Here is a 25,653-nt window from a genome sequence, read left to right as displayed (position 1 = left end):
CTTTGCGTAGTCGGTTACTCAGAGAGCGTTAGCAAAAACGGATGAACCGGCTGCCCGTGACCTGGAAATGCGGCCGACAAGATCATTTCGTGGCATCACGGCATCATCGGCAGGGTTGCTGGAAAGCACGGCGTGTCTGCATCCCCCGAACTCAACTGCCGCCTCCCTTGCCGCTTGATTGCCTGCTGGCTTCCTTCGGCACAAAATGCTGGACCTTCCCCATGCGTGAAAATGATCTCGCTTGGAACCTTGAAACGGGCGAGCCGCGACCGGACATGCGCCATCAGCGCTTCTGCTTCGATCCGGGCGCGACCTCGCAACGCGCTCGCGAGGCCGCCATCACATGGTTTGGCGTCCGTTGCACAAGCGATAATCACGACCTTCGGCAGGACAACGCAGCTATTGATGGTCGTTACGGGTGCGATCAACGGATATTGCCTGGCCAATCGCTGGCGATTGATTACTCATTCTGCTTGGCTCAGCAGTGGTGGTGTGCATCTGCCCGTAGTGGTAAGCGCACCATGACGACTGTTTCTTGCCTGGTCTTTGACAGACAGGCTCGCCGCACATATAGGCAGCTCTGGCGTCTCCATCCTTGAAGCCGATGATGGCCCGGCACTGGCCTTCAATATGATCGATCAACAAGACTTTGTTGACGCCGTCAGGCTCTTTCAACTTGCTGCTCCAGGATACCAGGCAATCTCTTCGGTGCCGTTCCGTTCACGCCGAGGGATACTTGCAGCGGGGGCCCGTTGAAATCCTCTGGAGGTTCACGGCCGGTCGCACATCTCCGCGACGAGAACCCACCGGCAGGCCGGCATGAACGGAGCGAAGAGCCGGTTCGGCGGACTGCTTTTGGGACTGTGTTCCGCCAGAAGAGGGGTTCGGGTTCAATATCGGGAAGAGGCCGCGCCCTGCAAGGGCGCTGCATCGAACTCTGCATTGATCTCTTCTCACGTCACCTGCTCGTTGCTGGGCCGACTTGCGCCAGCCACAATGTTGCGATTCTGCAATGCCCGACCATTGCAACTAGCCGCGAGGCGTAAGGCTGCGTTCAAGGCGCGTTGCGTTACTGTTTCGACCGACAGGCCGCCAGGGATGAAGATCATGACCAACCAGGGTGCGGGATTGTTCTGACCAGCTGAGACATTCGTCAGTCCCGGCGGCGGATGAAGATGCGTGCCAACCGAAATATCGTACAACTTAACGTTACGTCCGTTTCAAGTCCTTTCTGACAACCTGCGCGTACATCCCAATGGGTATGTCGGGGCAGACCCCGGGGGTGGGTGGAGAGCTTGCAGCGCGATTTGCGTCAGAAAGTTGCGCTCTTATGAGAACGGTTCTGCTGCTGACCGGGTCCTTGTTGGAGAGGCTCGCACGTCCAGCGATCGACTGCTCGCAGCTGTAGCCGATTCCGCGACAACTTCCGCTTAGGCACGCTCACCTCCCGTTTCGTGGTTATCGCAGTGTCTGACAGAGGCGATACAGCAGCCGCGCGCGAGGTTCGATCGATGAAATATAGAGTTGCTCATAATGCGTATGCGCGCCCTTGCCGTCTACGCCCAGGCCATCGAGGGTTGCGGTATGCGGCGCGGTGAAATTGGCGTCGGAGCCGCCGCCGCTGAACGCGTCGAGCAGATCGAAACCGATCTCAGCGGCAAGTTGCCTGGCGTGTTCGTAGAGCGTAGCGCCGGCCTTGCTCTTCTCATAGGGAGGACGGTTCAAGCCGCCCAATACTTTCAGGCGAACGTCATCGGTGCGTGAGGTCATTCGGAGGATTCTTGGCACCAACTCGTCTGCATGAGCCATGGTCGGCACGCGCAGATCGACTTCCGCATAAGCCTGTTCGGCGACTACATTTGGTTTGGTGCCGCCGCGGACGACGCCAACGTTGACGGTGATGCCGCGCGAAAGATCGTTCATTGCCTCGAGCGTCTGGATCACATTGGCTAGTTCCCGGATCGCGCTACGGCCGTCCTCGGGACGCGTACCGGCGTGCGCCGATGCGCCCTTGATGAGCACATCGAAGCGGCCAACGCCCTTGCGCCCGGTGATGACCTTGCCGCCGTCGCGCGCTGGTTCGGTAACCAGCACATATTTCGCCTTGCGGCCCTCTGCCTCGATCAGCGCCCGCGAGGTCGGGCTGCCGATCTCCTCATCCGACACGTAGAGGTGGGTGATGCCGAGCGGTGGGCGTGCGTCGTCGGCGCAGATCTGCCGAAATGCATGATAGGCCAGATAGGCGCCGCCCTTCATGTCGTAGGTACCCGGGCCGAACGCGCTGTCACCGTTGATTTTGAACGGTAGTCGTCTTATGGATCCCATCGGATGAACTGTGTCGAGATGGCTCAAAACCAGAATGCCCGGCACGCCTTGTCCCCAGGACGAGCGCGTGACCAGGTGATCGCCGCAACCCTCGCGTCCCGCAATGCGTTCGATGGTCGCCGGTAGGTCGCGATAGCCTGCCGCTACGACGTCAGCCAGCTTGTTGAGCTGATCCGGCCGCTCCGTCGGCGACTCGAGTTCGACCCATCGGCGGATGCCATCGAGGATCGCGGAGGTTTCAAACGGGTGACTGGACATAGTTGTCTGATGCCCCTCGAATCTGAACTTTCATCACTCGCCCAAGATCATGGTACGCCCACTTGCCCGCATCGAGATCGAGCACAGAGATCTCAGCTTGGCTGTCTATTGTGACGCAGTGCGCGTTTGAACCACGATCTTGCCGCGATGCTACGCGCCTACCGAGGAGAACTGAGCTACCAAAGCTGGTAGTTTACGTCGTGGACCATGTGGGTCCAGCATGCGGTAGGAAAGTGTAGCTGGTCGCGAGGAATGCGTGCTTCTCAACGTGAGGTGGCCCGTAAGAACCAAACCAATCCACGAGTCGGCGGGATGATTGTTTGATAACTGTCGCTCCAGTACCGGTCGTCCGCTCAATACGTATTCTATTCTAACGACGTTCTGCGCCGAACTCGAAGCGCGCGCTCGAAATTGAACAATGTATAGCCGTGGCCAGTCCGCGCTGCGGCAACTTGTCCGATAAATATCCTATGTGTGCCAATGATCTTGTCGTCATACCAAGCGCATTCGAGCGCGCAAAATGCTTGGTACAACAACGGAACATCAATCATGCTTTGAGTCCAGGAAGCGGTGCCGAAGCGATGAACACGTGTCGCTCCCTCCTGGCCGCAAAAACGCAGACTAAGCCCTCCTCGTCGCTGCGGATAAGATTGATTGCAGAACTGCACCTACCAAGTATCGCGTCATGCAACTCAGAGGAGCGAATGCCGACAAGCAAGCACGACGAGTGCGATGCAGATGGAGTCATGTAATTCTCTATCGGTCGACGTCGTCCGCCGGCCGCTCCGGGCGTCACGATGTCACGATGGCGGCACCGTTTGCCAGAGTTCGCATTGCCGGACGGAGGTCTGCCGGCTGGATAGACAGCAGTTTCCCTAGCCAGGGGATAACTGGTGCTTCATAATCAGCTTTCGACCGGAGTGCCGCCCTGGTTAGCGCGCTCAATGCACTCGCAAGAGAACACGCTTTTTCGCATCTAGAAGATGCACATCGAGCGTCGCATGCAGCGAACCCCGCAGCTCGGGCGGGATCGAGCCGTCCGTATCGATCAATTCACGAAACTTTCGAATGATGTGTTCTATCATTGCGATGGATCCGAGTGCTTCCAGCTTCTGTGATGACATTATCTGATTATCTCCTTTGGAACGCAGCGCACGCCGCGGGTCTCTCTCTCGGCAACAGGGAGCAGACTCTCGCAGATGAACAGGAACGGCTCTCGAACCCGCGTGCTTAATGCGGATTGCCTTGATCGGCGCGCGGCAGGCGGCACATGCTCATCGAAAGCTCCAAGGAGTCGACGCCCATTCGCAGCTGAAATTGCTTAGCGCTTGTCACGATCGGCCTCCGCCGGAATCTCCTTCGAACCCGGAGCCGTTGGAGACCGCAATCAGGCGTTTCAGTCGAACGGCTGCGCGGCCACCGTCAAGCGCATGTTGTGCAAGGGCGACGCCCTCCCGCAGCGTCTGGATGCGGCCAGCCACGATCAGTGTCGCCGCCGCATTTAAAAGTGCAGCGTCGCGAAGTGGACCTGGAATGCCATTGAGTACGTCTTGCAGGGCGACGGCATTGGCCTTCGCTTCGCCGCTCTCCAGCGTCTCCTTGTCGCAGCGGGCAAGCCCGGCTTGTTCCGGCGTTACTTCAAAGCTGCGCACTGTGCCGGCCGCAAGCGCAGCAACAAAGGTCGGTCCGGCGAGGGTAACTTCGCCGACCCCGTCAGAGCCATGAACCACCCATGCCGATTCGACGCCGAGGTTTTTCAACACGTAAGCCAGAGGCTGGACCCATTCGCGAGCAAATGTCCCAACGATCTGCCGCTTGGCCCTGGTCGGACTGGACAGGGGCCCGATGAGGTTAAGGATGGTATGGGTCCCAAGTGCGGTCCGGATCTGGCCGACGCGCTGCATCGCTGGATAATGGGCCGACGCAAATGAGAAGCCGATTCCGGCTTCGTTGACACAGCGCGCAACGGCCTCAGGCTTGAGGTCAACGTTGACACCGAGATGCGCCAACAGGCCTGCCGTGCTAGGACATGAAGATGTATCGCTGTGGGCATGCCTGGCGACAGGAACGTCGGCTCCGGCGACGATAAAGGAGGCGCAGGTCATGACGGCGGCCGAATACGCAACGCTGTCGCTCGTACTAACCATATTAATGGGATCGCATGCGATCTCGATCCGCGGCATTCTCTCGCGCGCCGCGGAGACGGCTCCGGTGACCTCTTCGATAGTTTCGCCCCTGACTCGCAAACCCATCAACAAGCCGCCGATCTGCGACGGAGTCGCATGACCCGACAACAGGCCATCGAATGCTGATGCAGCTTCCGCACGGGTCAGAGTGGCGCCGGTAGCAACTTTACCGATAATTGATTTCAGCGCTTCCATCGACTTTACACGTTCATTGTCGGCATCCGAAGCGCTTCGCTTCAACGGAGGCGTTTGTTGAAGAGGCATGGCATTGCCTGTCTTGATGAAGCCGTCGTGCCCATCGACGCACGGCCGAACGTCGACGTTTGAGTGATCGGGTGGTTTTGGCACCGCCATTTTGGCAAGGCTACAACCTGACGCTACGTGAGGGTCAAGCTCTCCATGTCGTGGATGCTGTCAAGAGATCGCTGGCCGATGAGAGCAGGGCCGTCGCTACGCCAGCAAAGATGGCGAACGCAACGCCGGCGATTGTCACGGCTCTGGCGAACTCCGCACTTCGGAAAGCAGCAGCCCATAGCCGGGAGCATCCCGCCGGCGCGCGCGTGGTCGGCGGCCGCGATGATCTGCCCAGGATCGAGATAACTTGTGATCGGCGTTCTGCCGCCGACCTGAATGGCCAGGTCGGCCATGGAGACGGCGGGTGTTCTCGCATCTAGTTCGTCGTACGAAATTGCAGAACGCAGTCCAAGCTTACGTAATGTTTTTGACGATGCGAGCGGCTATCTAGGGCAATTGTTGCATTTGCCTATCCAGATAAGCATCAAGGGACCAAACCGTCGTGAATGGCCGGGCTCCCTGCTTCCCTGCCGACGTTTCGTGACCGTCCTGCGTGCGAGGTGGGCTATCTCGGAACGTGAGGCGGGCGAGCAGGCCACCCGATCCTCTACTTCGAGGTGCCGCCATTCTTGCCCGTATCTCGTGAGGAGATCACGTAACGGCATTGCTGGCTGAGGCTGTTGTGCTTGGATCTGAGGCAAGCAAGGATAGCGACGTAGCTCGGTATGTGATTGCTGCAAAGGCGGAACACGTCCTCCATACACGCCTGTCTCTCCTCGGGAGTCGGGGCTTGATCTCGCGCGTTTACCTGCCGCGGGATTACAGCAGTCACTGCGGCAGCTAGAGCGACGGCGCGGCAGGATTTGAGGAGCGAAGCCAAACCGGTCAGTTGGTCTTGAGTCATGTCATTCCTTAAGAGTGGTGGTCTGCGATGTCTTGAGCGAAGCGCAAAATCCTCTGTCCGTCGGCCAATAGACGTGTAGCGCCAGGTGCAATGCTCCCGAGTTCCGTCTCGCCTACTCTGGTATGCCTCGATGTCCTGAGGTATTCGGCGTGGTACGTCTTTCGGTGTTTGAGCGCAGCCCCACCTCACGGCCGATAGTTGCCGTCACGCCTGCGCGATACGGGATCGAACAAGACCTGCGGCCTGGTGCCGGACCTATCGAGGCAGAGAGAGGGCCAAACGCCAGGTGCGCTAGCTGATGACGCAATTGATCCTGCGTAACGAACCCTGCTGGGACACCAGCAGGTCATGTTTAGTGTAGTCGGCCTGCGCGCCACATTAATGTGGAGACGGCGATCGGGATGATGCCTTCTGTAGAAATATCGAAGGGCCCGATTGCTTCCGCCGTTGGCCGAGGTAGCCTCGGATAACGTGTGAACAGGCACGTGTCTGCAGAAGCGTGTGATCCCGCGCGACTCTCGCCAGGTGAGTTTAGATGTTTGACACATTCGCTCTTCTCACTGCCTGCAGCAAGCGTCTGGATTGTCGGAGGCGGTCCCAGCCTGTCCGGGATCGTACAATCTGACGCTGCGTATGATTCAAGCCTCTTCTTGAATCAAGTCGACCGAGTATCCGCTGCGGTGGCGAATGGCGCTTTGATGGCCGCCGGCGCTTACGTGATTATACGGAGCGCCGTGTCGCATTTCTTTGATGTCTCAATTGCATGCTCACGGCATGAATCCGAAAAGTAAACTCTATCAGCCCGACCACTGGCGAAGCCGTGCGGAAGCAACGCGAAAAAAGGCGGAAGGACTCGCTTACGGTAAACCCAGAGACAGGCTTCTTAACGTTGCGATCGAGTACGATAAGCTGGCTCGGCGTGCCCAAGAGTGGCAGACGCATAGAAGGGAGGACGAAACATGGCCAGAGCGAGAGCTGTAGGGCTTTGCTGGGCATCGAGAAGCTGCGCCAAAGCTGGACGGCCGCAGCGCCAATCGCGGAGCAAATGTCACTCGGCAATCGGCGCATCCAAGCAAGTAGCGCTGAATTTGGCGCTTTGGTCCACGATGGCCCTTTTGGCTTCGAGGCACATTGAGTGGCCTCGAAGCTGGTTCGGCATGGTATGCCGGTGCGTCTTCTTGCCTCAGTTGCGAATTCATATCCCGCTAGCCAAGCCGGGGCGCAAGGCTGGCTCGTGAAAGACAAGGCTGGCTCGTGAAAGAAGTGTCCGCTTCCCACTGACGGCGGGCATATTCCTGCCCTGCAATCGGACCGCCGAGGTCGGGAGGTGCGTGGGCGTGCCACCCAACGCAGCTTTCCTTGCGATTTTTCGGTTCTGCTTGCTTCTTTGGCTCATAAGACCGCTGCGACGATCCAGTAAATGCTGGCCCAGAGCAGCGCACCCAAGAGGAGTGCGGCCAGCGGCCATAGGTTCCATCGCCGTTGCGCCTGCGAACAACGGCAATCGGCACCATAATGCCTGACAGTGGGGTCCTTCGGTGCGCGCCAGTGAGTCATTGACCACGTGCCGCACTGGTCCGCGGGGAACGGTTGGTTTCCAAATGCATCGTATCGTTCATAAGTTCGCAGTCTTCCTTCATGGTTCGGGTTGTCAGAGTCTTGTTTGCAGCGCCACCTGCATCCAGGTGATGGCGTTCTCATGCAATGGGCGGTTAGAGGTGGTGCTACCAAAGCTGAGGGGCGCTGGGCAGCGCATCGCTCAGAACTAAACAAATAGCCAGATAAGTGGCGCCTGGACTCAGCCTGGACTCAACTGCAGCAATCAGCATGCCACGAGCAGACAGGTGCCGGCGCAGCCTTGATGCGAAGGAAGCTACGCGAGCTCGCTGCCCTTGGTCGGAGTTGCCACCTTGGTGTCCGGAAGGCGACATCGGCATCGAAAGAAGGCAAGAGCTCGCTAGCGACATTCGACAAATAGGGGGTGGGAGTTGCATTGTAGGGACGCGGCAAAGGGGCAGCCGGCGGCAGCGCGATTGCAGTGCCTCAAGATAGATAGACTAATCAGCTTCTCTGACTACTAGCTTACGAGATCGCATCAACCCATGGATGTTATCGGTATGGGGACAATGTATGCTTAACCGTCACGGCGTGACGCGAGCCCATTTCGATTTTGCTACCGCACGAATCAATTACGGTCACATAGATGACGCATTGGCACTGTTTCAGAGCCGGCGAGCAGAAAGCAGCGAATGATCGTAGGACAGGTGGTGAGGCAGCAATAATCGCGCTCGCGAAGCATTGAACGAGGATAGGCGAAATATGCTGTGGTATTGCGAGCGATAATGGAATGTAGATGTCAGGCCATGTCGGAGTGCATACCAAGCATGGTGGTCGATCCGGCGGCGATGAGGTGGTGGCCCTCGACGCCTCTGTAGGATCAAGCGCATCTGCGCGAGACCTCGACGCGGCGCACGCAACGAAACATTGTGCGTTAACTGCTAAAGCTCAAGGCTACATCGTATGCTGATGCGCACGTTGTTCGGCGGTGTACGCTGCAGTCGATGAGCAAGGCGCTCCGCATGGGTCTTGTGCGGTGATCGAGATGTCGGCTCCCATAGCCGCCGAGCTTCCCAGAGTGGCAATTCTCAACCTATGCGCCGGGTCATTATCGAGTGGATCTAGCACGGTTTGCATTCGGGCAATAAAGGCCCCGCAAGGACTGGCAAGCGCCCTGGGCAGGGCGTCAGCGTCAAAAAAGACAGGAGAACAAGTGATGGACATCTGCGGCTTTCTCAGCAGGTGGTTCGCTGAAGAATGGTATTGGAGCGCCGTCCCAAAGAGGACGGAACATGCGTCAAGTTGTGAGTTACAAAACAACAACGTCATCTACATCGACTTCAAGGCGGTCCACGAGGCAAAGGAGGAAACGTGCGGACGCAAATAATAGAGAGGCTGGAGGCCGGTCGCGTACAATATGGCCAGTTTGCCAGCCTTCCAGGATCAGGTCCTTGCGGCATGTTCGTTGTACAGGGACCTTGCGGCTGTGAACTGAGGATCAGCGGATTAATTCGTCCTGGCTGGGAGCATGTCGCTGTCTCAACACCGCGACGTTGTCCGAATTGGGAAGAGATGTGCTTCGTCAAAAACCTGTTCTGGGATGAAGAGGAATGCGTGATGCAGCTGCATCCCCCACACTCGCAATATGTAAATAACAGTCGGTATTGCCTGCATCTGTGGAGGCCAACTCATCGGGACATCCCGATGCCGCCATCGGGCTTTGTAGGCGTCGTTGGGCTCGGCCCATCGGAGGCGGCAATGTGGTTTGCCCGCATGAGTGCGACCGCATGAGGTAGGCTAAGGATTGTCCGCGTGGCAGATGAAAAGAAGTGGTTCGGCGCTGTTGTCAGCCCCACACCGCAACGGAAGGTGTCGGCTGTTCCGTTTGCCTAACGTCGCGGGCTTGCCAGCCCAGCAAAACAGGAGGTGATGATAACGCACCGGCCCGGCGAGCCCCGTGCTGGCGAATTGCGGGAACGACCGCGTCAGAATCGGGCCATCGCCGCGTCAAATCTGCGTGGAGAGCCGCGCCAAACCCGAGCTCGGGATAAAATTGCATCCTCCGACGACTGTGCCCGGCCACTCCGTATCCTTGAAGTCGTCGACCAGGGCGCCGGCATTTCGGCCGCGATTAGGTAAGCGGAAAAGGTGGCCATCCAAGAGACGCCATGCGGCGGCTTCTCCAACCTGTTCTTGCTCGTCAGCTCGTCGTCAGCTTGCCGCAATACCATTCGCAGGTAGAGCTCGCCCGGCCCCACTCGGTCCAGGCAAGCATGCGCTAGAGGCACGGGACCGCCATGTTCAATCCGGTAATTGATCAAGCCATGCGCGCCGATCAAGCGGACGAACTGAGTCAGTCGACGGATAACAGCAACTTCGAGCAAGTGCTTACGGCTCTCGCGCAGGAAGAGAGCCTGCCTCCCGAAGAGCTGTCGGATAAAATGGGGCTCTGCTGCAGCAGGCCGTATACCTCGGATGCGAACGTTCACACCCCGGTCTCATCGGACCTCACCACCTCTTCTCTGTCTTCCGGTTCAAGTTCGGCCTCTCCGGCGGAGCCGGGCCAGCCTTTGTTCCGATACAGAACTGCCGAATTATCTGGCGCCAATGTCAATGGCATCTGCGTGGGCTTGGCAGCTGAGTGGCTCCTCAATCTCGCCAGAAGTCCATCGTCTCGAATGCGCGCGCTGGTACCGGGCGCTGAAAATCATGCCTCGGCGGCAGTGCGGCAGCAACGGTATGAAGATCTCAAGGCGTTGATGCGAAGTGACAGGGCGGGAGATTCTACCAACCTTGAGGCAAAAACCGCTATGTTGCGGGAGGCGGGATTAGATCCTGCGAACGCTCAGACTCGATATGAGTTTGGAACGTCCTCCGGAATTGCCCGGATAGTGCATGAAGTTACCCACGATCCATCGGTCTATCTGATCAGCCTGCGTTTTAAACCGCGTGATGCGCATACAATTGCGACCTCGACATCGAATGGAATGACGACCCTGTTTGATCCAAATTATGGAGAATTTACTGTTCGGTCAGACCAGATGGGCGAGTTGTTTAAAAGTCTCGGCGACCGATACAGGAATCCCCCGAACAGGCTTCGAATATCCACGGTCGTCACGCAAAGAATGACGTGAGTGGCATATCAGGGCTCCGGAGGCCGGTCCGACGTCCTCGCCCGAATTGTTTTGCATGACGGCAACGATCGCGATCGGAAGCCGCATTGGTTTGAGGTGCCAACTCCGAAGCCATCGAAGATCGAATTTGCTGCCCACGTCCCGGCAGTGCCCTGAAGGTATCGCAGCTTGGCGCCGAGATTCACGATGGTTGCGCATGAGGTGCTGTACGTTCGCGAGATTGCCTTGCTTGCTTGGAAGAGACCGACAGCTCACGCACGACAGAGGACGCCTGCCTCAAACTTAAGGAGGCTGAGTCGCCCTACGCCAGGATTGCGCGCCGCGGGAAAGCGCAATAACGGTGTCTGTTGAATGGTCTCGGTTGAGTTGGGGCGACCACTCGACTCCTTGAGGCGCAGGATTGAAGCCGTCTCAACCTTCCAAAAACAGGGTTAAGCTCCTGGTGTCGGCTTCAATGGCCTTGCCGACCTGCGGAGGTCGGCACGTTCGCCGGCCAGTTCTCAGCGACGCGCGGAAACGACCTGCTCCGAAGCGCAATCGGCTGGTCGGTAAGGTCCGTGTTTCGCAGTAAGCTATCGGATCTCGTCCAGTGAGAGCGCATGCATCCCTTGATCGCTGCGCGGTCGTCCGCTTGGGCGGCATCATCTGAAGCCTTGCAATGGCCGGAATGGTCGTAAGCGGCAAGCTGAGGCCGTCAGGCTGCGTGGTTCCATGGCATAAGCGCGTCGATTTGGCTGCTCGGCCAGCCGTTGGCGATACGCTGAAGTGTTAAGGCGAGCCAGGCGAACGGATCGACGTTGTTCATTTTCGCCGTCTGCAGCAGCGTTGCGATGGTCGCCCAGGTTCGTCCGCCGCCGTCGCTGCCAGCGAAGAGGCTATTCTTTCTCGTGATTGTTTGTGGCCGGATGGCGCGTTCGACGACGTTGGAGTCGAGCTCGATACGTCCATCGGTCAGGAAGCGTTCGAAGATGGCACGGCGCGAGACGGCATAGCGGATCGCCTCGGCCAATTTTGATTTGCCGGAGATCCGCCGCAAGGTCTGCTGCCAGAGATCGAAGAGATCTGCGACGATCGCCGCGGAGGTTTGCTGGCGCGCGGCAACGCGAGCGTCGGGGCTTTGACCGCGCACGGTTTTCTCGACCTGCCAGAGCCTTGCCATCCGCTCGACCGTCGCCGTTGCCACTTCTGAGCTCCCTGCAACATGCAGCTCGTAGAACTTGCGTCTGCAGTGTGACCAGCAGCCAGCCAATGTGATGCCATCATTGCCGCGATCGGATCGCGCGAGCTTGTTATAGGCGCCATAGCCATCCACCTGCAGGATACCGCGATAACCATTGAGATGGCGGACCGCGCATTCGCCGGCGCGGCTGTCTTCGAAGCGATAAGCCACCATCGGCGGACCGTTGCGGCCAAAGGTTCGGTCATCCCGGGCATAGGCCCATAAGTAGGCCGTCTTGGTCGATCCGGAGCCCGGAGCGAGCGTCGGCAAAGTGGTTTCGTCGGCAAAGACCCGTTCGGCCTTCTTGACCTCGCTAAAGATGTAGTCGGCAATGATCTCGAGCTCGAAGCCGAGCTTACCCATCCATTGGGCCATCAGCTGGCGGTCGAGCTCGACATGATCGCGGGCGTAGATGTCCTCCTGCCGGTAGAGCGGCAGGCCATCGGCATATTTGGCGACGGCGATGTGGGCCAGAAGGGCTTCCGTCGGAATGCCTCCTTCGATGATGTGGGCCGGGGCCGTCGCCTGGATCACACCGTCCGCGTTCTTGAAGGCATACTTGGGACGGCGCGTGACGATCACCCGGAACTTCGCCGGCACCACATCCAGGCGCTCCGACACGTCCTCGCCGATCAGCACCTTCTGCTTGCCGGCATGCTCAGCCAGCTCTTCCGGCTCAATGACAGTTTCGATCCGTTCCAGATGGGGCGCAAAGCCCTTGCGCCGACGCGGTGCACGCTTGCCATCCGCCTGCGCACGGCCCTTGCTGACCTGGGCCTTGATCGCAGCGATGCCGGTCTCGATCTCCTCGAAGACGAAGGCCTGCTGTTCATCGTCGCCATTCGCCGAGCCGAGCTTTTCCGATCGTCGGCCGAACCGGGCGCGGTCGAAGGCCTTCAGGATCTGCGTCAGCCGCTCGATGCGCGTATCGGCATCGGCGTTGCGGGCCTTGAGATCGGCGACTTCGCTCGCCAGAGCATCGGCGCGGGCCGCTTTCTCGGCCATGGCAAGAACCATGGCCTTCAGCGTCTCTACGTCATTCGGGAGGCTGAGATCGGGCGGCGTCATTGACCCGACCAGAGCACATCTTGCTCCGTTTCTCTTGCCCTTTCAGGCCGCTGATTCACTTCGCCGCAGTGCTTTTACCCAACAATCTCCGGCGGCTTGACCGCCGCGGTCCGGACCCGCTTCCAGTCCATCCCATCGACCAGGGCCATCAACTGCGCAGCATTCAGCTGCACCCGATGATGTCCGATCCGCGGCCAGCAGAACCTCGCCTTCTCAAGCCGTTTGTACCTCAACTGAGAATGCAGACTCTTCGGATGCAGCGCGGCAGTTTGTGCGGGTGATGCATCCATTCCACCCATTGTTTGGGCGGCAGCTTCTCTGCGTCGGCAAACGATACAACCGGTATGGCGAACGCCTCTTGCTGCAGGGCGACGGCGCGACCGTATGGTCGGTTCCTCCGCAATGGACGGACCTTGTGAGCCCGGACGCAGAGATCGTCATGGGTCATGGACGGGCACTTTTGCGTACTTTCGACCTGATGGAGCTGGCCAGCCTGGTGAAGCGCCTTTCCGACGGGGCAGCGTTGCGATCGCGCGCAAACCGTAAGGATGATTATGCCGCAGATGTAAGGTGATTAATGCCGCATCAGCCCTCTTTTGTCCGCATCGCTTCATCAAATACGGGTTATAAATGCGCTATAGGCTACTTTCGCGACCTTGACAGCGATGCATTTAGCGGCGTAAATATATTTACGTTAACGCCTTCTTGTACGCTCGGAGCCGACGGTGCCGGCGAAGCACGACAGCAAGCGCTCAAAGATCGACGCCCTCCTCGAGGAGGGCACGCTCAATCCGACGCCCGAGAAGGTGCGCGATCCAAAGTTTCAGGGAAGCGAGTTCTTCGATCCGCACGACGCCGTGCAGGTCAAGTACGAGATGCTGCGCCGTGTCTCGATCGACAACGCTTCGGTGACGGAGGCTTCCGACGAGTATGGCGTCTCCAGGCCGACCTACTACCAAGCGAAGGCGAGCTTCGATGCCGCCGGGATTGCGGGACTGGTCCCAAAGAAGCCGGGCCCCCGCGGCCCCCACAAGGTCCAGGGCGAGGTCCTCGCCTTCCTGCAGGCGCGGCTGGTCCCGGGCGAGCCGGTTCGCGCTCGGGAGCTGGCGAGCTTGATCCGCGCCGAGCTCGGCATCGAGGTTCATCCCAGGACGATCGAGCGAGCATTAAAAAAAACTGCCGGATGAACACCCCACGACACCGGCGTGTTCGATCCTCTCGACCGCCATTGCGGCCCAGTATGAGGTGCTGCGTATGGCAGCTCTCGGCGAAGCGCTGCCGCCTACGGCCCGCAGTGGCCTCATGCTTTTTCTGCGCCGGGGCATGTGGGGGTGGGCGCAGACGCTGGCCGCCGCAGCCCCCGTTCAACAGTCAGTTGCCTCGTATACTCCACCAGTGCCGCGTAACGAGCACACAGCTGTCGTTTACGTGCTCGCGACAATGGCGATGAGCACACCCGAGCGGAGAACGCCATGAAGGAGTCCCTCAAAGTCCAGCCTCACCACCTCGAACGGGGTGCCTACCTCTACATTCGCCAGTCCTCGATGCGACAAGTCATCGAGAACGTCGAGAGCGCGAAGCGGCAATATGCACTTCGTGGACGCGCAATTGCCCTTGGCTGGCGCGACGAGCAAATAATCGTCATCGACAGCGATCAGGGCGAGTCCGGTGCATCGGCTGTCTGGCGCGAGGGCTTTCAGCGCCTGGTCAGCGACGTCGGCATGGGGCACGCCGGCATCGTGATGGGCCTGGAGGTCTCCCGCCTGGCGCGGAACAATGCTGACTGGCAGCGTTTGCTGGAGATCTGCGCACTAGCCGACACCCTGATCCTCGATGAGGATGGCGTCTACGATCCGTCAAGCTTCAATGACCGCCTCCTGCTCGGGCTCAAGGGCACAATGAGTGAGGCCGAGTTGCATGTGATCAAAGCAAGGCTGCGCGGCGGAATCCTCAACAAGGTCAGGCGCGGCGAGTACCGCTGCGTCTTGCCAACCGGGCTGATCTATGACCACTCCGGCAACGTGACGTTCGATCCCGACACTCAGATCAGGGAGACAATCGTCCATTTCTTCGACACGTTCTCTCGCGTGGGCTCCGCATGCCAGACCGTCAAGGCCTTTCGCAAGGAGGGCCTTCTGTTTCCCTCGCGTCTGCGCAACAGCGAGACCACGGTGTTTCGGACACTGACCGCGTCAACGGCGATACGCGTCTTGAACAATCCGCGGTATGCCGGCGCCTACGCCTATGGACGCCGGCGCTATCGACGAACCATCGACGGTAAGAAGACTCTGCAGCGGCGTGACCACGATGACTGGCTGGCTTGTATCCCGGATGCCCATCCCGGCTACATCACGTGGGAGCAGTTCCAGGAGAATCTCAAAATTCTCAAGACCAACGGTCGAGGATATGAAGTGGCGCGCGCATCGCCTCCTCGGGAGGGGACGGCACTGCTGCAAGGACGGGCGGTGTGCGGGCAATGCGGTAAACATTTTCGCATCCGCTACACTGCCCGGCGCGGACGGCTGGATGCCTGGTACGTCTGTGATCGCGCTCACGGTTATCGTGGCGAGCCAAACTGCCAGTCAATCGCCGGGCCTCAGATCGATAAAGCCATCGGCATGCTGATTGCCGAACAGATGACGCCGGCCGCCGTCGAGTTGACGCTCGACATCCGCAAGGAGATCGAAGCCAGGTATGAGGAAGCAGACCGGCTGCGCTGTCGGGCGATCGAACGGGCCAAAATCGAAGCGGATCTCGCTCAGCGCCGCTTCATGTTGGTCGACCCCAATAATCGTCTCGTCGCCGACACGCTCGAAGGCGAATGGAATGACAAGCTCCGCGTGCTGGCCAAAGCCCGCGACGATCGCGAGCGCGCGCGAGAGCAGGATCAGCTCTTCCTCGATGAAGCTGTTCGCGAGCGGCTGACCGCGATGACCGTCGACTTCAAAAAGCTTTGGGCAGATCCAGACACGCCGGATCGTGAACGCAAACGGCTGCTCGCTCACATCATCGAAGATGTCACCCTCATCAAGATGCCGGCGGAACGAACCACCAAAATTCATGTTCGCTTCAAGGGCGGCAAAATCCAAACGCTCACCACCATGAGCCCAAAATCTTCCGCGCAGCAGGTCAAGACGCAACCCGGTATCGTCGAGTTGGTCGACAAGCTCCTCGACAAACACATCTATTCAGAGATTGCCGAACTTCTCAACCAGCAAGGATATCGCCCGGGTGGATCAGCGCGCCCTGGCCGCCACGAGACCCGCTTCACGGCCTTGCGGGTCGCATATCTCGTCCATCGCTATGGCTTGCGCTCGCGCTATGACCGACTGCGAGATCGCGGAATGCTGACAAAACGGGAAGCCGCGGCGCGCCTTAACATCCACGAAACGACCCTCGCAAGGTGGGCTGAACATGGACTCGTTACCAGGCATGCCTACAATGCACACTATTGCCTATACGAGATTCCCACATCGAACCTGCCCCGCAAGCAATGCAGCCGATGGAATCGTCTTGTCGATCGAGCCGCCGCCCTCACGACGTCACTGGTGCTAAAACCCTCAACTGAAGCTGAAGGAGGTGTAGTATGAATGCACGTAGTTTAAATAGAGGCACACGCCAGAGCCATCCCACCATACGATCTTGATTCTGTCGGCCCTTTTGGCCCGGAACACATAAAGCGCACCGTCGAACGGATCTGAGCCGGCATCGCGCACCAGCGCAACAAGGCCATCGATACCCTTGCGGAAGTCGACTGGATGGCTGGCCAGGAACACCTTCACGCCAGAGGGGATCATGCCGAACGTACCGCCCGGATTACCCTCTGCAGATGCGCCTCGTCGACGTCCACGCCGGCGCGCACGATCACCTCGCCAATGGCAATTTCGATCACTGCGCCTGACAAAGACGCCATCTCACCCCCGCAACTCGAGTGCCGCTCGCGATAATGTCGTTCCGCCCGAGCATCACGGCGCCAGGCAAACAGCTGCGACGGGTGAATGCCAATCCGGCGAGCGATCGCCGAGACGCTCGCGCCAGGCTCCAGCGCCTCTGTCACGACTTTGGCCTTAAACTCGTCCGACCAGCGTCGGCGAAGCTGCCGCGGCGCTCCCTCAAGACGGTCAGCGACCGCTTCGATCATATGGAAGGTTTTAGTTCCAGAACTAGGCGCAGACATAGAAGCTCACATCGGCTCACAAACTCAGCAGCCGATAGCCGATCGTTCACCCCTCCGCCAGACGGGGTCTCCTTGCCGCTTACGAATGGTCGCCCGGTGTAGATCGTGAGCTCGAAGCTGCCCAGGCCGGGGTCGGTTGCCCATTCCACAGGTCGCCGTTGCTCGTGAGGGAGTAATGGGAAAGAGCCTGTGGCGGACTCTTGCCGGCCCTGCCGAGCCGCCTGTCAGATTCATGACCAAATGTTGGTAGCCGACCTAAATGCAGGCCGCGGCATGGGCAAAATCAACGATTTTGAATTGGCGCGCCGCTTGCTTCTTCACGGCGTCATCTTGATCGCTCCAGAGGCGACCCGTGAGATTGACTAAGCAGAGGTGGAGAGGGTGGCCAGGTTGCGAGCTGAGGTGAACCGACCCGTGACGTGTCCAGCTAGGAGAGGGTCTAGAGGTATTCAAAGAGTGTGTGACACGCTTTGAACGCCCTGGATCCGCAACCCGATGGGAGCCGTAACCTATCAAGCCGCGCGCGTATTCCCGTTGTCGTGGCGAATTATCTGGATGTCTATTCGGGTGTTTTCAGGATCTATTCCTGGATGTCATTTGTGCAGATATGAGAAGAAGCCCAATCATCACACCGCTAAGCGTAGCGAATACGAATCCCGCCGACGTGTATATCTCGCCCGTCAACTTGACGGCTAATGGCAGGGCACATCTCGGCCACGCTGCCGGCCCATTTCTCAGAATAGACGTTCTACAAAGGCACCTGAAGAGGGCAGGCCATCATGTTCGCTCCGGTCTGACGACCGACGGTTTCGAGAACCATGTTCTAGTCCGAGCAGCCCGCGAGAACATCGACCCGTCGGACTTGGCTCATGGCTTCCATGTCGGGATTGCTCATGATCTCGCCTCACTAGGGATCGTTTTCGACCATTTCGATGATCCAGCCCACGGTAAAAATCTTCAGCGGTTTTCCAATGTCAGCAACGTGCTCATGGATGCATTATCTGCAGCAGGATCGCTGGAATTTCGCGCAGCGCGGCTACCCGTCGACGATGCTGGTTCTGCTCTGACGCCAACGGAAGAGCGTTTCTGCATTGGAGGCTGGTTTGGTGCAACCTGCCCCGTATGCGAAGCGTCCGCGGGGAGCTTCTTCTGCGAACAGTGTGGACATCATTTCGAGCCAGATGAAGCACGAAATCCGGTGTCGAGGCGGGGACGGATTGTAGAATGGACAGATAACATTTCTGCCTTTCTCTCAATTGCACGAAAGGACCAACTCGTCCGGGCGTGGGACGATGCGGCTATCGAACCTGGCTTTGTGGAGATAGGGAAGCGGTATATCGCACGCAAAGGGCAGCAAATGCGGTTGACCGTTCCTGGCCTGCATGGATTGTCCTGGAATTCGCGGCAGTTCAACACACGTCAGATCCTGTTTAGCTACTCCTCGTTGCTCTATGCTCATTCCCTCTATTGCGGGCATAAAGATGTGGAGACATCCGGCACGCCAAGTGCCTTTGCGCGCAATTCCGATACTTTCCTGATCGGCGCGACCGGCATCGACAATACAATTCCGATGCTCGTGGGAGTTACCGGATGCGCATTGGGCCAAGAGTCATTTCGTCAATTTGACCGAATTTTCTTTAATCGTTTCCTTCGGTTGAACGGATCGAAGTTCTCCACCAGCCGCGGCCACGTGATTTGGGCGGGTGAAATAGCTCAAGTGCCGGATATATCTATCGATATTCTCAGAGCATGTCTGTCGGAAATCTGCCCCGAAGAAGCGGAAACCGATCTGATCCCAAAACAACTGATTAATCGCTATAATGCAATTCTCGACAAGAGCGCTGGGGTCATCAACCGTTGCACGGACATCATCAACGCGATGCCGGCCTTCGCCGCGTGTCACGTAGATGATGCAATGATGATCACGCTGGAGCGGCTGTACGACCAACAGTGCTCCGCTCTCTCGCTAGATCATCTGCGCGTATCGCACGCGTCCAGATCCGTAACCGAATGGCTCGATTGTCTTGATTCCAATCCGAACCATCAGATCGCTTACACATGGCTGATGGGCTTCAGCATACTGGGTTGGCCGCTGATGCCCAGGATAACAGAAGCTCTGTGGCACTGGCTCGGTCATGAAGGACATCCCCTCGCAGCCCGCGCGGCGAGACCCTCATCCGAACGAAGCGGAAACGTACCAAGAATCGATGGGCGCAGCTTGACAGCCGCAGACATTGACCGGTGCCTTCCGGGAAAAGTTGCACAATGAGCGCTGCAGCGAACATTGTCGCCGCCGAGAAGTTGCCCGATGAAGTGCCGCTCGAGGTCTCGATTCCATTCATGCTTGGTAGCATCAACGTGGCCGCCTCGTATGGGTCGAGCTTCTTTCTCGTGGATGCTCTGCGGTCGGCTCCACAGAGCGCATCCATAGCAGGAACAGTTATTTCGACCGGTACAATCGCGACAATACTATGTTCGCTTGTAGCTGGCCGGATCGCCGATCTATTTGGGGTGATGCGAACGATCACCCTTGCTGCCGCGGTGATGGCAATTGCAATGATCTGTTTTGCAGCGGCGCCGGCTTCTATGTTCCTCGCTTATCTCGGCGGGCTCTCGCTCGGCATTGGATGGTCAATCTTCTATATGCTGGCGCCGCTTCAAATACTGGAACGCGTGCGGCCTGCGGCTCGTGTCAAGTATCTCACCTTGCTTTCCGGATCCCAGATGCTGGGGATCGGACTTGCTGTTCCCCTGGCGCGCACCGTCGTGGAGATTTGCGGATCCTATATCGCAGTCTACTCTCTATTCGCGGCTGCATGTCTCGTTGGCGCCATGCTGCTGGAGTTGGCCGGCAGGGCACTGGCGCAGGCTCCTCAGATCAAAATGGCGACTGTTCGACTCACGTTTGAGGGCGTGCGAGAGGCCTTCAAGTCGAATACGCGTTATCCGATCGTCATGATCGGCATCGGCGCATGCGTGTTTTCCGGTCTGTCCACGTTCCAGACGCTTTACGCTTCATCGCGGGGGCAATCCGCCGATACATTCTTTATAGTCTTCACGTTGACGGCTGTTTTCTTGCGCTTCGCGGCGGCGCCCGTCATCGGAAAGGTCCGGCTTGAGTGGGTCGCTGCGTTTCTCGTCGTGTGCACCATGGCGGGACTATTCTTGCTTTTGATCAATGCAAGGAGTGCGGAGATCTACATCCTCGGTACAGCGATATTCGCCCTTGGATACGGACTTAGCTATTCGACTCTGAACGGTATGGTCGTCTTCATTGCAGGTACAGACGGGACTTCATTGGCGGTTGCTTCTCAGGTCTTCACGCTTTCCTACTTCGTTGGTCTATTCGGATTTCCATATATCGCCGGGCAGATCGTGAGTGCCCACAGCTTCGATGATCTGCTGATCAGCATGATGATGCTTGTCGGTAGCAATGGCATCGTTCTCGCAATTCAAGTGTTTTCAACCAGCCGGGAGCGCTAAATGGCTCGTCTCGCGGACAGTGTGATGTCGAAGCAGGGCGGCGGCCATCAGGTAACGGCAATCGGCGCAGGCCCGGCGAATCTGAGCCTGGCAGCGCTCGCGGCCCCGATTCCGGAAATTTCCTTACACATCCTGGAAAGATCGGAGGCGCCGAGTTGGCATCCAGGGTTGCTTCTAGATGGGGCTCTTATGCAAACCAGCCCCTTAAAGGACCTGGTAACGCCAGCAGATCCGACCAGTGCATATAGCTTTCTCGCCTACCTGCACGAGAAAAGACGGCTTTATCAAGCCATTGTTCGAGGAATCGCTTCGGTTGGCCGGAGCGAATTTGAAGATTATTTGAAATGGGCAGCAGAAAAGCTAGCGAACGTTCAATTCGGCGAGCAGGTTATTGCAGTCGAACTACGCGGTGATGCGTTCAGTATCGCTACCAACCGCCGCGATTATCAGACCCGTACGGCAGTGGTCGGCGTAGGCCGGGTGCCCTCTGTTCCTGACTGGAGCAGAAATGCACCGGAGAATCAGGTGTTTCACGCGAGTACCTTTCTCCTGCGCCGCCGCGAGTTCCCCAACAAGCGTGTTGTTGTGGTAGGTGGGGGACAAAGCGGAGCAGAAATATTTCTTCATCTGCTAACCGGTGCATGCGGCGCGCTGGGAGCCTTGGCCTGGGTCACGCGCCGCGCAAGCATATTTGCCCTCGAAGATAGTCCCTTCGTCAATGAGTGGTTCTTTCCACAGTTTGGCGCATGGTTCCTTGAGCAAAGCGACGTCGCCAGAAAGCAAACCCTTGCACGGCAGGTTTTGGCGAGCGATGGCGTCAACCCATCGACACTACGCGCGATCTACAACGCACTTTACGATCGCGAGGTTGGTCGAGGTTCGTATCCCACTCAGGTCGAAATACGCGTCGACACCATGGCTGAGGAGCTGCGTGCCACATCTCCATTTCGCCTGGGAGTGCGTCAGCAGGCCACCGGCGTCCGCGCAGAACATGTCGCTGACATTATCGTGCTGGCCACGGGCTACCGTACCGAGATCCCTCCCTTTCTGGAGCCGGTCGCAAACCGGCTTTCGATTGTGAGTGCGCCTGGTGGCTCTCGGGAGATCGTGGTCGGCAAGGAGTTCCGGGCCCGGTTTGATGGCCCCGAAAGCTGCCGCTTATACGTCCAGAATGGCGCACGATTTCAACATGGCATCGCCGACACAAATCTGAGTTTGGTTCCTTGGCGCGCCTCAACGGTGCTCAATTCGATCATTGGTCGGGTAGCTTACGATTGCGGGCCTGCAACAGGAGCTCTCAAGTGGCATGGTGCGGTGCCTGAGAGCGCCCGCTGAGGATCGGCAATGGGCAACGTGTCGCGATCCCGCTGCACGATTGGAGATACACCGTGAAGAATGCTCAGCTGATGATTTTAGGGGACGTAACGGTCTATAGCCCCGGCGTACTGGTACAGGACGTCAAAGGCATAGATGATCCGGAGATCACCGTTCCGGTTGAATTTATCGAATTCCGCCTCGATCCACTCGCGGTGTCGACGCCTCATTCCCATCCTTCGACCGAGATCTGGCGGATCACGAGCGGGCGCGGTCAGGTAGTGACCGACGATGGTGAGTTGGCCGTGAAGGCCGGCGATTTGGTGTTTCTGCGGCCAAATCAGACCCATCACTTGCGGAATAGTGGCAGCGAAGTTCTGAGCGCCTTCTCCATCTCCTGGAAACAAACTCAATGACTGACAAGATCTATGACCTCGCAGTCATCGGGGCCGGCGTTATGGGCCTCAGTGCTGCCTTCATCGCAGCGAGCGATGGCCCGGGAAAAAGAATAGTCATCGTCGAACGAGATATCGTTGGATCTGGTACTAGCGGATTTGCGCCTGGGATCCAGATCAACATCTGTCGTAACCAGAAGGAAAGGAGCCTCATCGATTGTGGTTCGAAATTCTGGCGTGGGATCTATCCTGACGGACAATGGCCCAAGGGACGAGACTGTGATGTGTTTTGGTTGACGCGCAATCCCGGCGAACTCGCGCGACAGAGCAGCGTGGGCCACCCGTCCCCATCAACATCCTTCGCTCTGGCCGAGAGGTTATTTTCGCTGCCACAGTTCTTGGTCCCCGGCGATGTGGCCGTCCTGTTGGATCGTGGTTCGTACTGTCAAGTCGATTCCATCATTCAGGATCTGACTCAAAGACTCAAGATTGAAGGGGTTTCAATAAGCGAGCGTACATCGATTACAAGAATACGGAAGGGGCCGCGCAATATTCTTCTCCAGACCTTTGATAACAGCGAGCTCTCGACGAAGCGGGCCATTCTTGCAATCGGGCCCTGGTTACCAGGGTCACCGTTGCGTCGGCATCTAACAGACGAATCGGGATTGCGAGTTAAGAAGGTAGTCGCGCTCCATTTGGCCGCACGGCCCACACCGAACTGTCCAATGATCGGGCTATTCGATGACTACGCGTTCCTCATTCCCATGATCGAGCAGGGATACTGGCTGTTTAGCTTTACCTCGCAGGAATGGGATGTGAATCCGGTCTCCGATGAACTGCGGCTCAGTTCGGATGATCTCGCGCGTGCTACCGCAATTCTGGCCAAGTGGTTTTCCGCCGAAGTGCCAGCGGTGGCGTCAGCACGTGTGTTCTGCGACTGCTATTCGGCGGATGGTGTCCCGTTCTCCCGTCCTGCGAAAGATATCGCAGGTTTGCATGTGATCGGCGGTGGTTCGGGTAATGGGTTTCGCTTTGGGCCGGCGTGTGCGGAAGAGGCGGTACGATCCCTATATGCTGCGGATCGGCATGACAGTACGGCGACATGAGGGGCGGCATATGCCGGATGTGATTGGTCTCAACTCCAATCTCTCTGATAATCTGTCAGATGCCGGTTATGCCAATACATCGAGATCGACCATGGTTGTTGATCTCGGCGCGATAGAATCTAACTACCGGAAGTTTCGGATGCTTGCGCCCCATAGCGCTTGCGGCGCAGTTCTCAAGGCAGACGCCTACGGCCTTGGCGCGCTCCGCATAGCGCCGTTTCTTGCGCGGCTTGGCTGCGGGCATTTCTTCGTGGCCGATGTGGAAGAAGGCGTAGCCTTGCGCAAGGTGCTGCCTTTAGCTGCGAAAATCTACCTGCTTCATGGGGTTATGCCCGGTTCGGAGGCGGCTATCGAGCACCATGACTTGCTGCCGATCCTGAACAGCAGGGAACAGCTGGATGCATGGCTTGGGCATTGCCGCCTTCGCAACCGGTTGTTGCCCGCAGGTATCCATGTCGACACGGGCTTGTCTCGACTAGGGTTTCCCATCGATGAGCTGCAAAAAGCCGCCGAGAATGAAAGGGGGCTGTCGGAGTTGCCGGTCGTGCTGTTCATGAGCCAACTCGCCTGCGCGGAGTGGCGTAACGAAATCAGTCGGCAACAATTGTATCAGTTCCGCAAACTCACCTATCTGTTTCCCAAAGCGATCCTTTCGCTGTCGAACTCCGCGGGACTATTTGCCGGATGTGAATTTCATTTCGACCTCATACGGTCGGGTGGAGGAATTCTCGGCCTTTCCGTATCCGGTGATCCCGACTTCAGGCCGTCGCAAGTCGTCCGCCTGCGAACGCGAATCCTTCAAAGTCGCAGGGTAAAGGTCGGGGAAGCGATCGGATACCACAGGTCATACCCAGTGAAGAGACGGATGCGTGTCGCGACCGCCTCTATCGGTTATGCAGATGGGTTTCCGCGTAGTCTCAGCAATCGAGGTCATGTCTTCATATGTGGTGCTCGCGCGCCAATCGTCGGCTTCGTTTCGATGGATCTCATCAGTATCGATGTGACGGATCTGCCCGAGAGCTGGACTGCGCCGGGTACAACGGTCGACCTGATCTGCCCCGAGCAGACCGTCGCAGATGTGGCTTTGGTCGCGAATATGCTGAGCGATGAATTAACCACGGCGATCGGACAACGATGTCGCAGACTTTATGTTTCGGCCAAGCGGGATGAGATGAGGCGCCAATGAACTCCTCTGCATTCCGATCTCGCCAAGTGAATCGAGCGATCTATCTGGGCGACGAAGGTATGCGGCTCATGCGTCCGGGCTACTTCACCGCTCGGGTGCGTCAGTTCCATGAACGTGAGAGAGCCTTCTATCTTGAACTCCTGCGTTCGACCACATACCGGTTGATTATTGAGGTAGGTTGCAGTTGCTACCGCCTTGTCGGCATCAAGAACGATGACAGTGATTACCTCGGTGTCGATATCAATCCACCTCGTGCGCGAAGGTTAAAGGATGACAACGCGGCTATTGTCCGCTGCGAGGCCAACAAATTCTTTAAAAGAAGGCGTCTGGTCGATGAGATCGTGCGGCGATATGACGGAAGAGTGCTTTGCATTTTGCCGTTCAATTTTCTTGGCACCATGGATCGTCCAATCGAATTTCTCACGCTAATCTGCCAAACGCCCTTTGATCTCGCGTTGTCGCTCTTTTCAACGAGCGAGGCAGCGACCGCGGCGCGGCTAGAATATTATGATCTGTGCGGGATAAACGTTCAGGCTGTCGTGCGGACAGATGACTACGTCCGATTAGATTGCTCGAACGGCTTCGAGGCGTTTGCTTTCGATCCGTGTGTTCTGACGAGCCGAATATCGGCATTTGGATTCCGCTTGAATGAGGCAAAATACTCTGACGTCTGTAATTTCCTTCATTTCAGTAACGAGCAGGTGTGAAGGTTATTCGCGTTCGTCTTACGAGACATGCAGAAGGGGGAGGAGGGGGCGACGCTTGCTTCGTCGTAGGCGTCAACAGAAAAGATGAAATGCAAGTCGGTTTTGAGCATCGATTCAGTGAAGTAGGGATTGTTACGCGGATACGAGCCTTAGCAGGCATATGCCGTCCAACGTCGTCTCAAATGCGGACGCCGCGAGCAAGCAACGGTCCAGAACGAAAATGCTGCAAGAACCACAGATCGTTTTCAACGGAAAGTGCCGCGCCGCGCGATCGTGGACCCTCGTCCGGCGGGGCGGTGATGGAGCATCTCAAGGCTGACGCGATGCGCCATCATGAACC

Annotated in this window: 22 protein-coding genes; 11 read left to right on the top strand and 11 right to left on the bottom strand. The window is 57.9% G+C overall.

The window, feature by feature from the left end:
* Positions 1-95 precede the first annotated feature (95 nt).
* The 7 genes from J2R76_RS17615 to J2R76_RS17585 form a co-directional block, all read right to left on the bottom strand.
* Positions 96-428, bottom strand: coding sequence for a hypothetical protein (locus J2R76_RS17615; RefSeq protein ID WP_253624339.1), 333 nt, complete (start codon positions 426-428; stop codon positions 96-98).
* A complete protein-coding gene (locus tag J2R76_RS17610) occupies positions 400-675 on the bottom strand; it encodes a hypothetical protein (RefSeq protein WP_143271008.1) in 276 nt (91 codons plus the stop codon). The genes J2R76_RS17615 and J2R76_RS17610 overlap by 29 nt, the downstream gene beginning before the upstream one ends.
* A gap of 783 nt (positions 676-1,458) precedes the next feature.
* A complete protein-coding gene (locus tag J2R76_RS17605; RefSeq protein ID WP_253624338.1) occupies positions 1,459-2,583 on the bottom strand; it encodes a M20 family metallopeptidase in 1,125 nt (374 codons plus the stop codon).
* A gap of 365 nt (positions 2,584-2,948) precedes the next feature.
* Complete coding sequence (locus tag J2R76_RS17600) at positions 2,949-3,251, bottom strand: flavin reductase (protein WP_253624337.1); 303 nt, start codon at positions 3,249-3,251, stop codon at positions 2,949-2,951.
* Between the two features lie 273 nt (positions 3,252-3,524).
* Positions 3,525-3,707 (bottom strand): hypothetical protein, encoded by a 183-nt coding sequence (locus tag J2R76_RS17595; protein WP_253624336.1) that lies wholly within the window; start codon positions 3,705-3,707, stop codon positions 3,525-3,527.
* A 207-nt stretch (positions 3,708-3,914) separates the two neighbouring features.
* Positions 3,915-4,964 (bottom strand): anthranilate phosphoribosyltransferase, encoded by a 1,050-nt coding sequence (trpD, locus tag J2R76_RS17590; protein WP_253626021.1) that lies wholly within the window; start codon positions 4,962-4,964, stop codon positions 3,915-3,917.
* 182 nt (positions 4,965-5,146) lie between these two features.
* Positions 5,147-5,458, bottom strand: coding sequence for a hypothetical protein (locus J2R76_RS17585; RefSeq protein ID WP_253626020.1), 312 nt, complete (start codon positions 5,456-5,458; stop codon positions 5,147-5,149).
* Positions 5,459-9,821: 4,363 nt separating this feature from the next.
* Here J2R76_RS17585 and J2R76_RS17580 point away from each other — a divergent pair.
* Complete coding sequence (locus tag J2R76_RS17580) at positions 9,822-10,658, top strand: YopT-type cysteine protease domain-containing protein (protein ID WP_253624335.1); 837 nt, start codon at positions 9,822-9,824, stop codon at positions 10,656-10,658.
* Positions 10,659-11,352: 694 nt separating this feature from the next.
* Here the strand turns inward: J2R76_RS17580 and J2R76_RS17575 are convergent.
* On the bottom strand, positions 11,353-12,945 hold the full coding sequence (locus tag J2R76_RS17575) for an IS66 family transposase (RefSeq protein WP_253624334.1): 1,593 nt from the start codon (positions 12,943-12,945) through the stop codon (positions 11,353-11,355).
* Positions 12,946-13,019: 74 nt separating this feature from the next.
* Positions 13,020-13,235, bottom strand: a complete 216-nt coding sequence (gene tnpB / locus J2R76_RS40970; RefSeq protein WP_375166497.1) for an IS66 family insertion sequence element accessory protein TnpB — start codon at positions 13,233-13,235, stop codon at positions 13,020-13,022.
* On the opposite strand from tnpB (J2R76_RS40970), the gene J2R76_RS40965 reads away from it, so the two are divergent.
* The 3 genes from J2R76_RS40965 to J2R76_RS17565 all read left to right on the top strand — a co-directional run bounded on the left by J2R76_RS40965 (position 13,226) and on the right by J2R76_RS17565 (position 16,535).
* A complete protein-coding gene (locus tag J2R76_RS40965; protein ID WP_253636055.1) occupies positions 13,226-13,519 on the top strand; it encodes a DUF5372 family protein in 294 nt (97 codons plus the stop codon). The genes tnpB (J2R76_RS40970) and J2R76_RS40965 overlap by 10 nt on opposite strands.
* Before the next feature lie 151 nt (positions 13,520-13,670).
* Positions 13,671-14,132, top strand: a complete 462-nt coding sequence (locus tag J2R76_RS17570; RefSeq protein WP_229172375.1) for a helix-turn-helix domain-containing protein — start codon at positions 13,671-13,673, stop codon at positions 14,130-14,132.
* A gap of 285 nt (positions 14,133-14,417) precedes the next feature.
* Positions 14,418-16,535 carry a recombinase family protein gene (locus tag J2R76_RS17565; RefSeq protein ID WP_253624333.1) on the top strand — a complete coding sequence of 706 codons (2,118 nt, stop codon included), beginning with the start codon at positions 14,418-14,420 and terminating at the stop codon, positions 16,533-16,535.
* Here J2R76_RS17565 and tnpB (J2R76_RS17560) read toward each other — a convergent pair.
* Both tnpB (J2R76_RS17560) and J2R76_RS17555 read right to left on the bottom strand, forming a co-directional pair.
* A complete protein-coding gene (gene tnpB, locus J2R76_RS17560) occupies positions 16,506-16,727 on the bottom strand; it encodes an IS66 family insertion sequence element accessory protein TnpB (protein ID WP_253624332.1) in 222 nt (73 codons plus the stop codon). The two genes, J2R76_RS17565 and tnpB (J2R76_RS17560), sit on opposite strands and share 30 nt — an antisense overlap.
* A gap of 11 nt (positions 16,728-16,738) precedes the next feature.
* Positions 16,739-17,086 carry a transposase gene (locus J2R76_RS17555; RefSeq protein ID WP_253624331.1) on the bottom strand — a complete coding sequence of 116 codons (348 nt, stop codon included), beginning with the start codon at positions 17,084-17,086 and terminating at the stop codon, positions 16,739-16,741.
* Positions 17,087-17,786: 700 nt separating this feature from the next.
* On the opposite strand from J2R76_RS17555, the gene J2R76_RS17550 reads away from it, so the two are divergent.
* From J2R76_RS17550 to J2R76_RS17520, 7 genes are read left to right on the top strand one after another with little or no spacing between them, the layout of a single operon-like run.
* On the top strand, positions 17,787-19,391 hold the full coding sequence (locus J2R76_RS17550) for a class I tRNA ligase family protein (RefSeq protein ID WP_253624330.1): 1,605 nt from the start codon (positions 17,787-17,789) through the stop codon (positions 19,389-19,391).
* Positions 19,388-20,605 (top strand): MFS transporter, encoded by a 1,218-nt coding sequence (locus J2R76_RS17545; protein WP_253624329.1) that lies wholly within the window; start codon positions 19,388-19,390, stop codon positions 20,603-20,605. The genes J2R76_RS17550 and J2R76_RS17545 overlap by 4 nt, the downstream gene beginning before the upstream one ends.
* A complete protein-coding gene (locus tag J2R76_RS17540; protein WP_253624328.1) occupies positions 20,606-21,940 on the top strand; it encodes a lysine N(6)-hydroxylase/L-ornithine N(5)-oxygenase family protein in 1,335 nt (444 codons plus the stop codon).
* Between the two features lie 53 nt (positions 21,941-21,993).
* Entirely contained in the window at positions 21,994-22,335 is a 342-nt protein-coding gene (locus J2R76_RS17535; RefSeq protein WP_253624327.1) for a cupin domain-containing protein, read from the top strand.
* Positions 22,332-23,420, top strand: coding sequence for an FAD-binding oxidoreductase (locus J2R76_RS17530; RefSeq protein WP_253624326.1), 1,089 nt, complete (start codon positions 22,332-22,334; stop codon positions 23,418-23,420). The genes J2R76_RS17535 and J2R76_RS17530 overlap by 4 nt, the downstream gene beginning before the upstream one ends.
* The gene (alr, locus tag J2R76_RS17525; protein ID WP_253624325.1) at positions 23,386-24,606 is read left to right on the top strand and encodes an alanine racemase; all 1,221 of its coding nucleotides are present in this window, start codon (positions 23,386-23,388) and stop codon (positions 24,604-24,606) included. Before J2R76_RS17530 ends, alr begins: the two co-directional genes overlap by 35 nt.
* Positions 24,603-25,313 (top strand): hypothetical protein, encoded by a 711-nt coding sequence (locus J2R76_RS17520; RefSeq protein ID WP_253624324.1) that lies wholly within the window; start codon positions 24,603-24,605, stop codon positions 25,311-25,313. The genes alr and J2R76_RS17520 overlap by 4 nt, the downstream gene beginning before the upstream one ends.
* Positions 25,314-25,653 lie beyond the last annotated feature (340 nt).

The sequence above is a fragment of the Bradyrhizobium sp. USDA 4532 genome (genome assembly GCF_024171315.1).
Lineage (GTDB): Bacteria > Pseudomonadota > Alphaproteobacteria > Rhizobiales > Xanthobacteraceae > Bradyrhizobium > Bradyrhizobium australafricanum.
The sequence above is the reverse complement of the archived record's forward strand: the minus strand, read 5'-3'. Positions and strand labels throughout refer to the sequence as shown.

Excerpts from the sequence above, each read along its gene's own strand:
- J2R76_RS17605 (WP_253624338.1), bottom strand. The coding sequence starts at position 2,583 with ATGTCCAGTCACCCGTTTGAAACCTCCGCGATCCTCGATGGCATCCGC.
- J2R76_RS17595 (WP_253624336.1), bottom strand. The coding sequence starts at position 3,707 with ATGTCATCACAGAAGCTGGAAGCACTCGGATCCATCGCAATGATAGAA.
- trpD (WP_253626021.1), bottom strand. The coding sequence starts at position 4,964 with ATGGAAGCGCTGAAATCAATTATCGGTAAAGTTGCTACCGGCGCCACT.
- J2R76_RS17580 (WP_253624335.1), top strand. The coding sequence starts at position 9,822 with ATGTTCAATCCGGTAATTGATCAAGCCATGCGCGCCGATCAAGCGGAC.
- J2R76_RS17575 (WP_253624334.1), bottom strand. The coding sequence starts at position 12,945 with ATGACGCCGCCCGATCTCAGCCTCCCGAATGACGTAGAGACGCTGAAG.
- J2R76_RS40965 (WP_253636055.1), top strand. The coding sequence starts at position 13,226 with ATGCATCCATTCCACCCATTGTTTGGGCGGCAGCTTCTCTGCGTCGGC.
- tnpB (WP_375166497.1), bottom strand. The coding sequence starts at position 13,235 with ATGGATGCATCACCCGCACAAACTGCCGCGCTGCATCCGAAGAGTCTG.
- J2R76_RS17565 (WP_253624333.1), top strand. The coding sequence starts at position 14,418 with ATGAAGGAGTCCCTCAAAGTCCAGCCTCACCACCTCGAACGGGGTGCC.
- J2R76_RS17555 (WP_253624331.1), bottom strand. The coding sequence starts at position 17,086 with ATGATCGAAGCGGTCGCTGACCGTCTTGAGGGAGCGCCGCGGCAGCTT.
- J2R76_RS17545 (WP_253624329.1), top strand. The coding sequence starts at position 19,388 with ATGAGCGCTGCAGCGAACATTGTCGCCGCCGAGAAGTTGCCCGATGAA.
- J2R76_RS17540 (WP_253624328.1), top strand. The coding sequence starts at position 20,606 with ATGGCTCGTCTCGCGGACAGTGTGATGTCGAAGCAGGGCGGCGGCCAT.
- J2R76_RS17530 (WP_253624326.1), top strand. The coding sequence starts at position 22,332 with ATGACTGACAAGATCTATGACCTCGCAGTCATCGGGGCCGGCGTTATG.
- alr (WP_253624325.1), top strand. The coding sequence starts at position 23,386 with ATGCTGCGGATCGGCATGACAGTACGGCGACATGAGGGGCGGCATATG.
- J2R76_RS17520 (WP_253624324.1), top strand. The coding sequence starts at position 24,603 with ATGAACTCCTCTGCATTCCGATCTCGCCAAGTGAATCGAGCGATCTAT.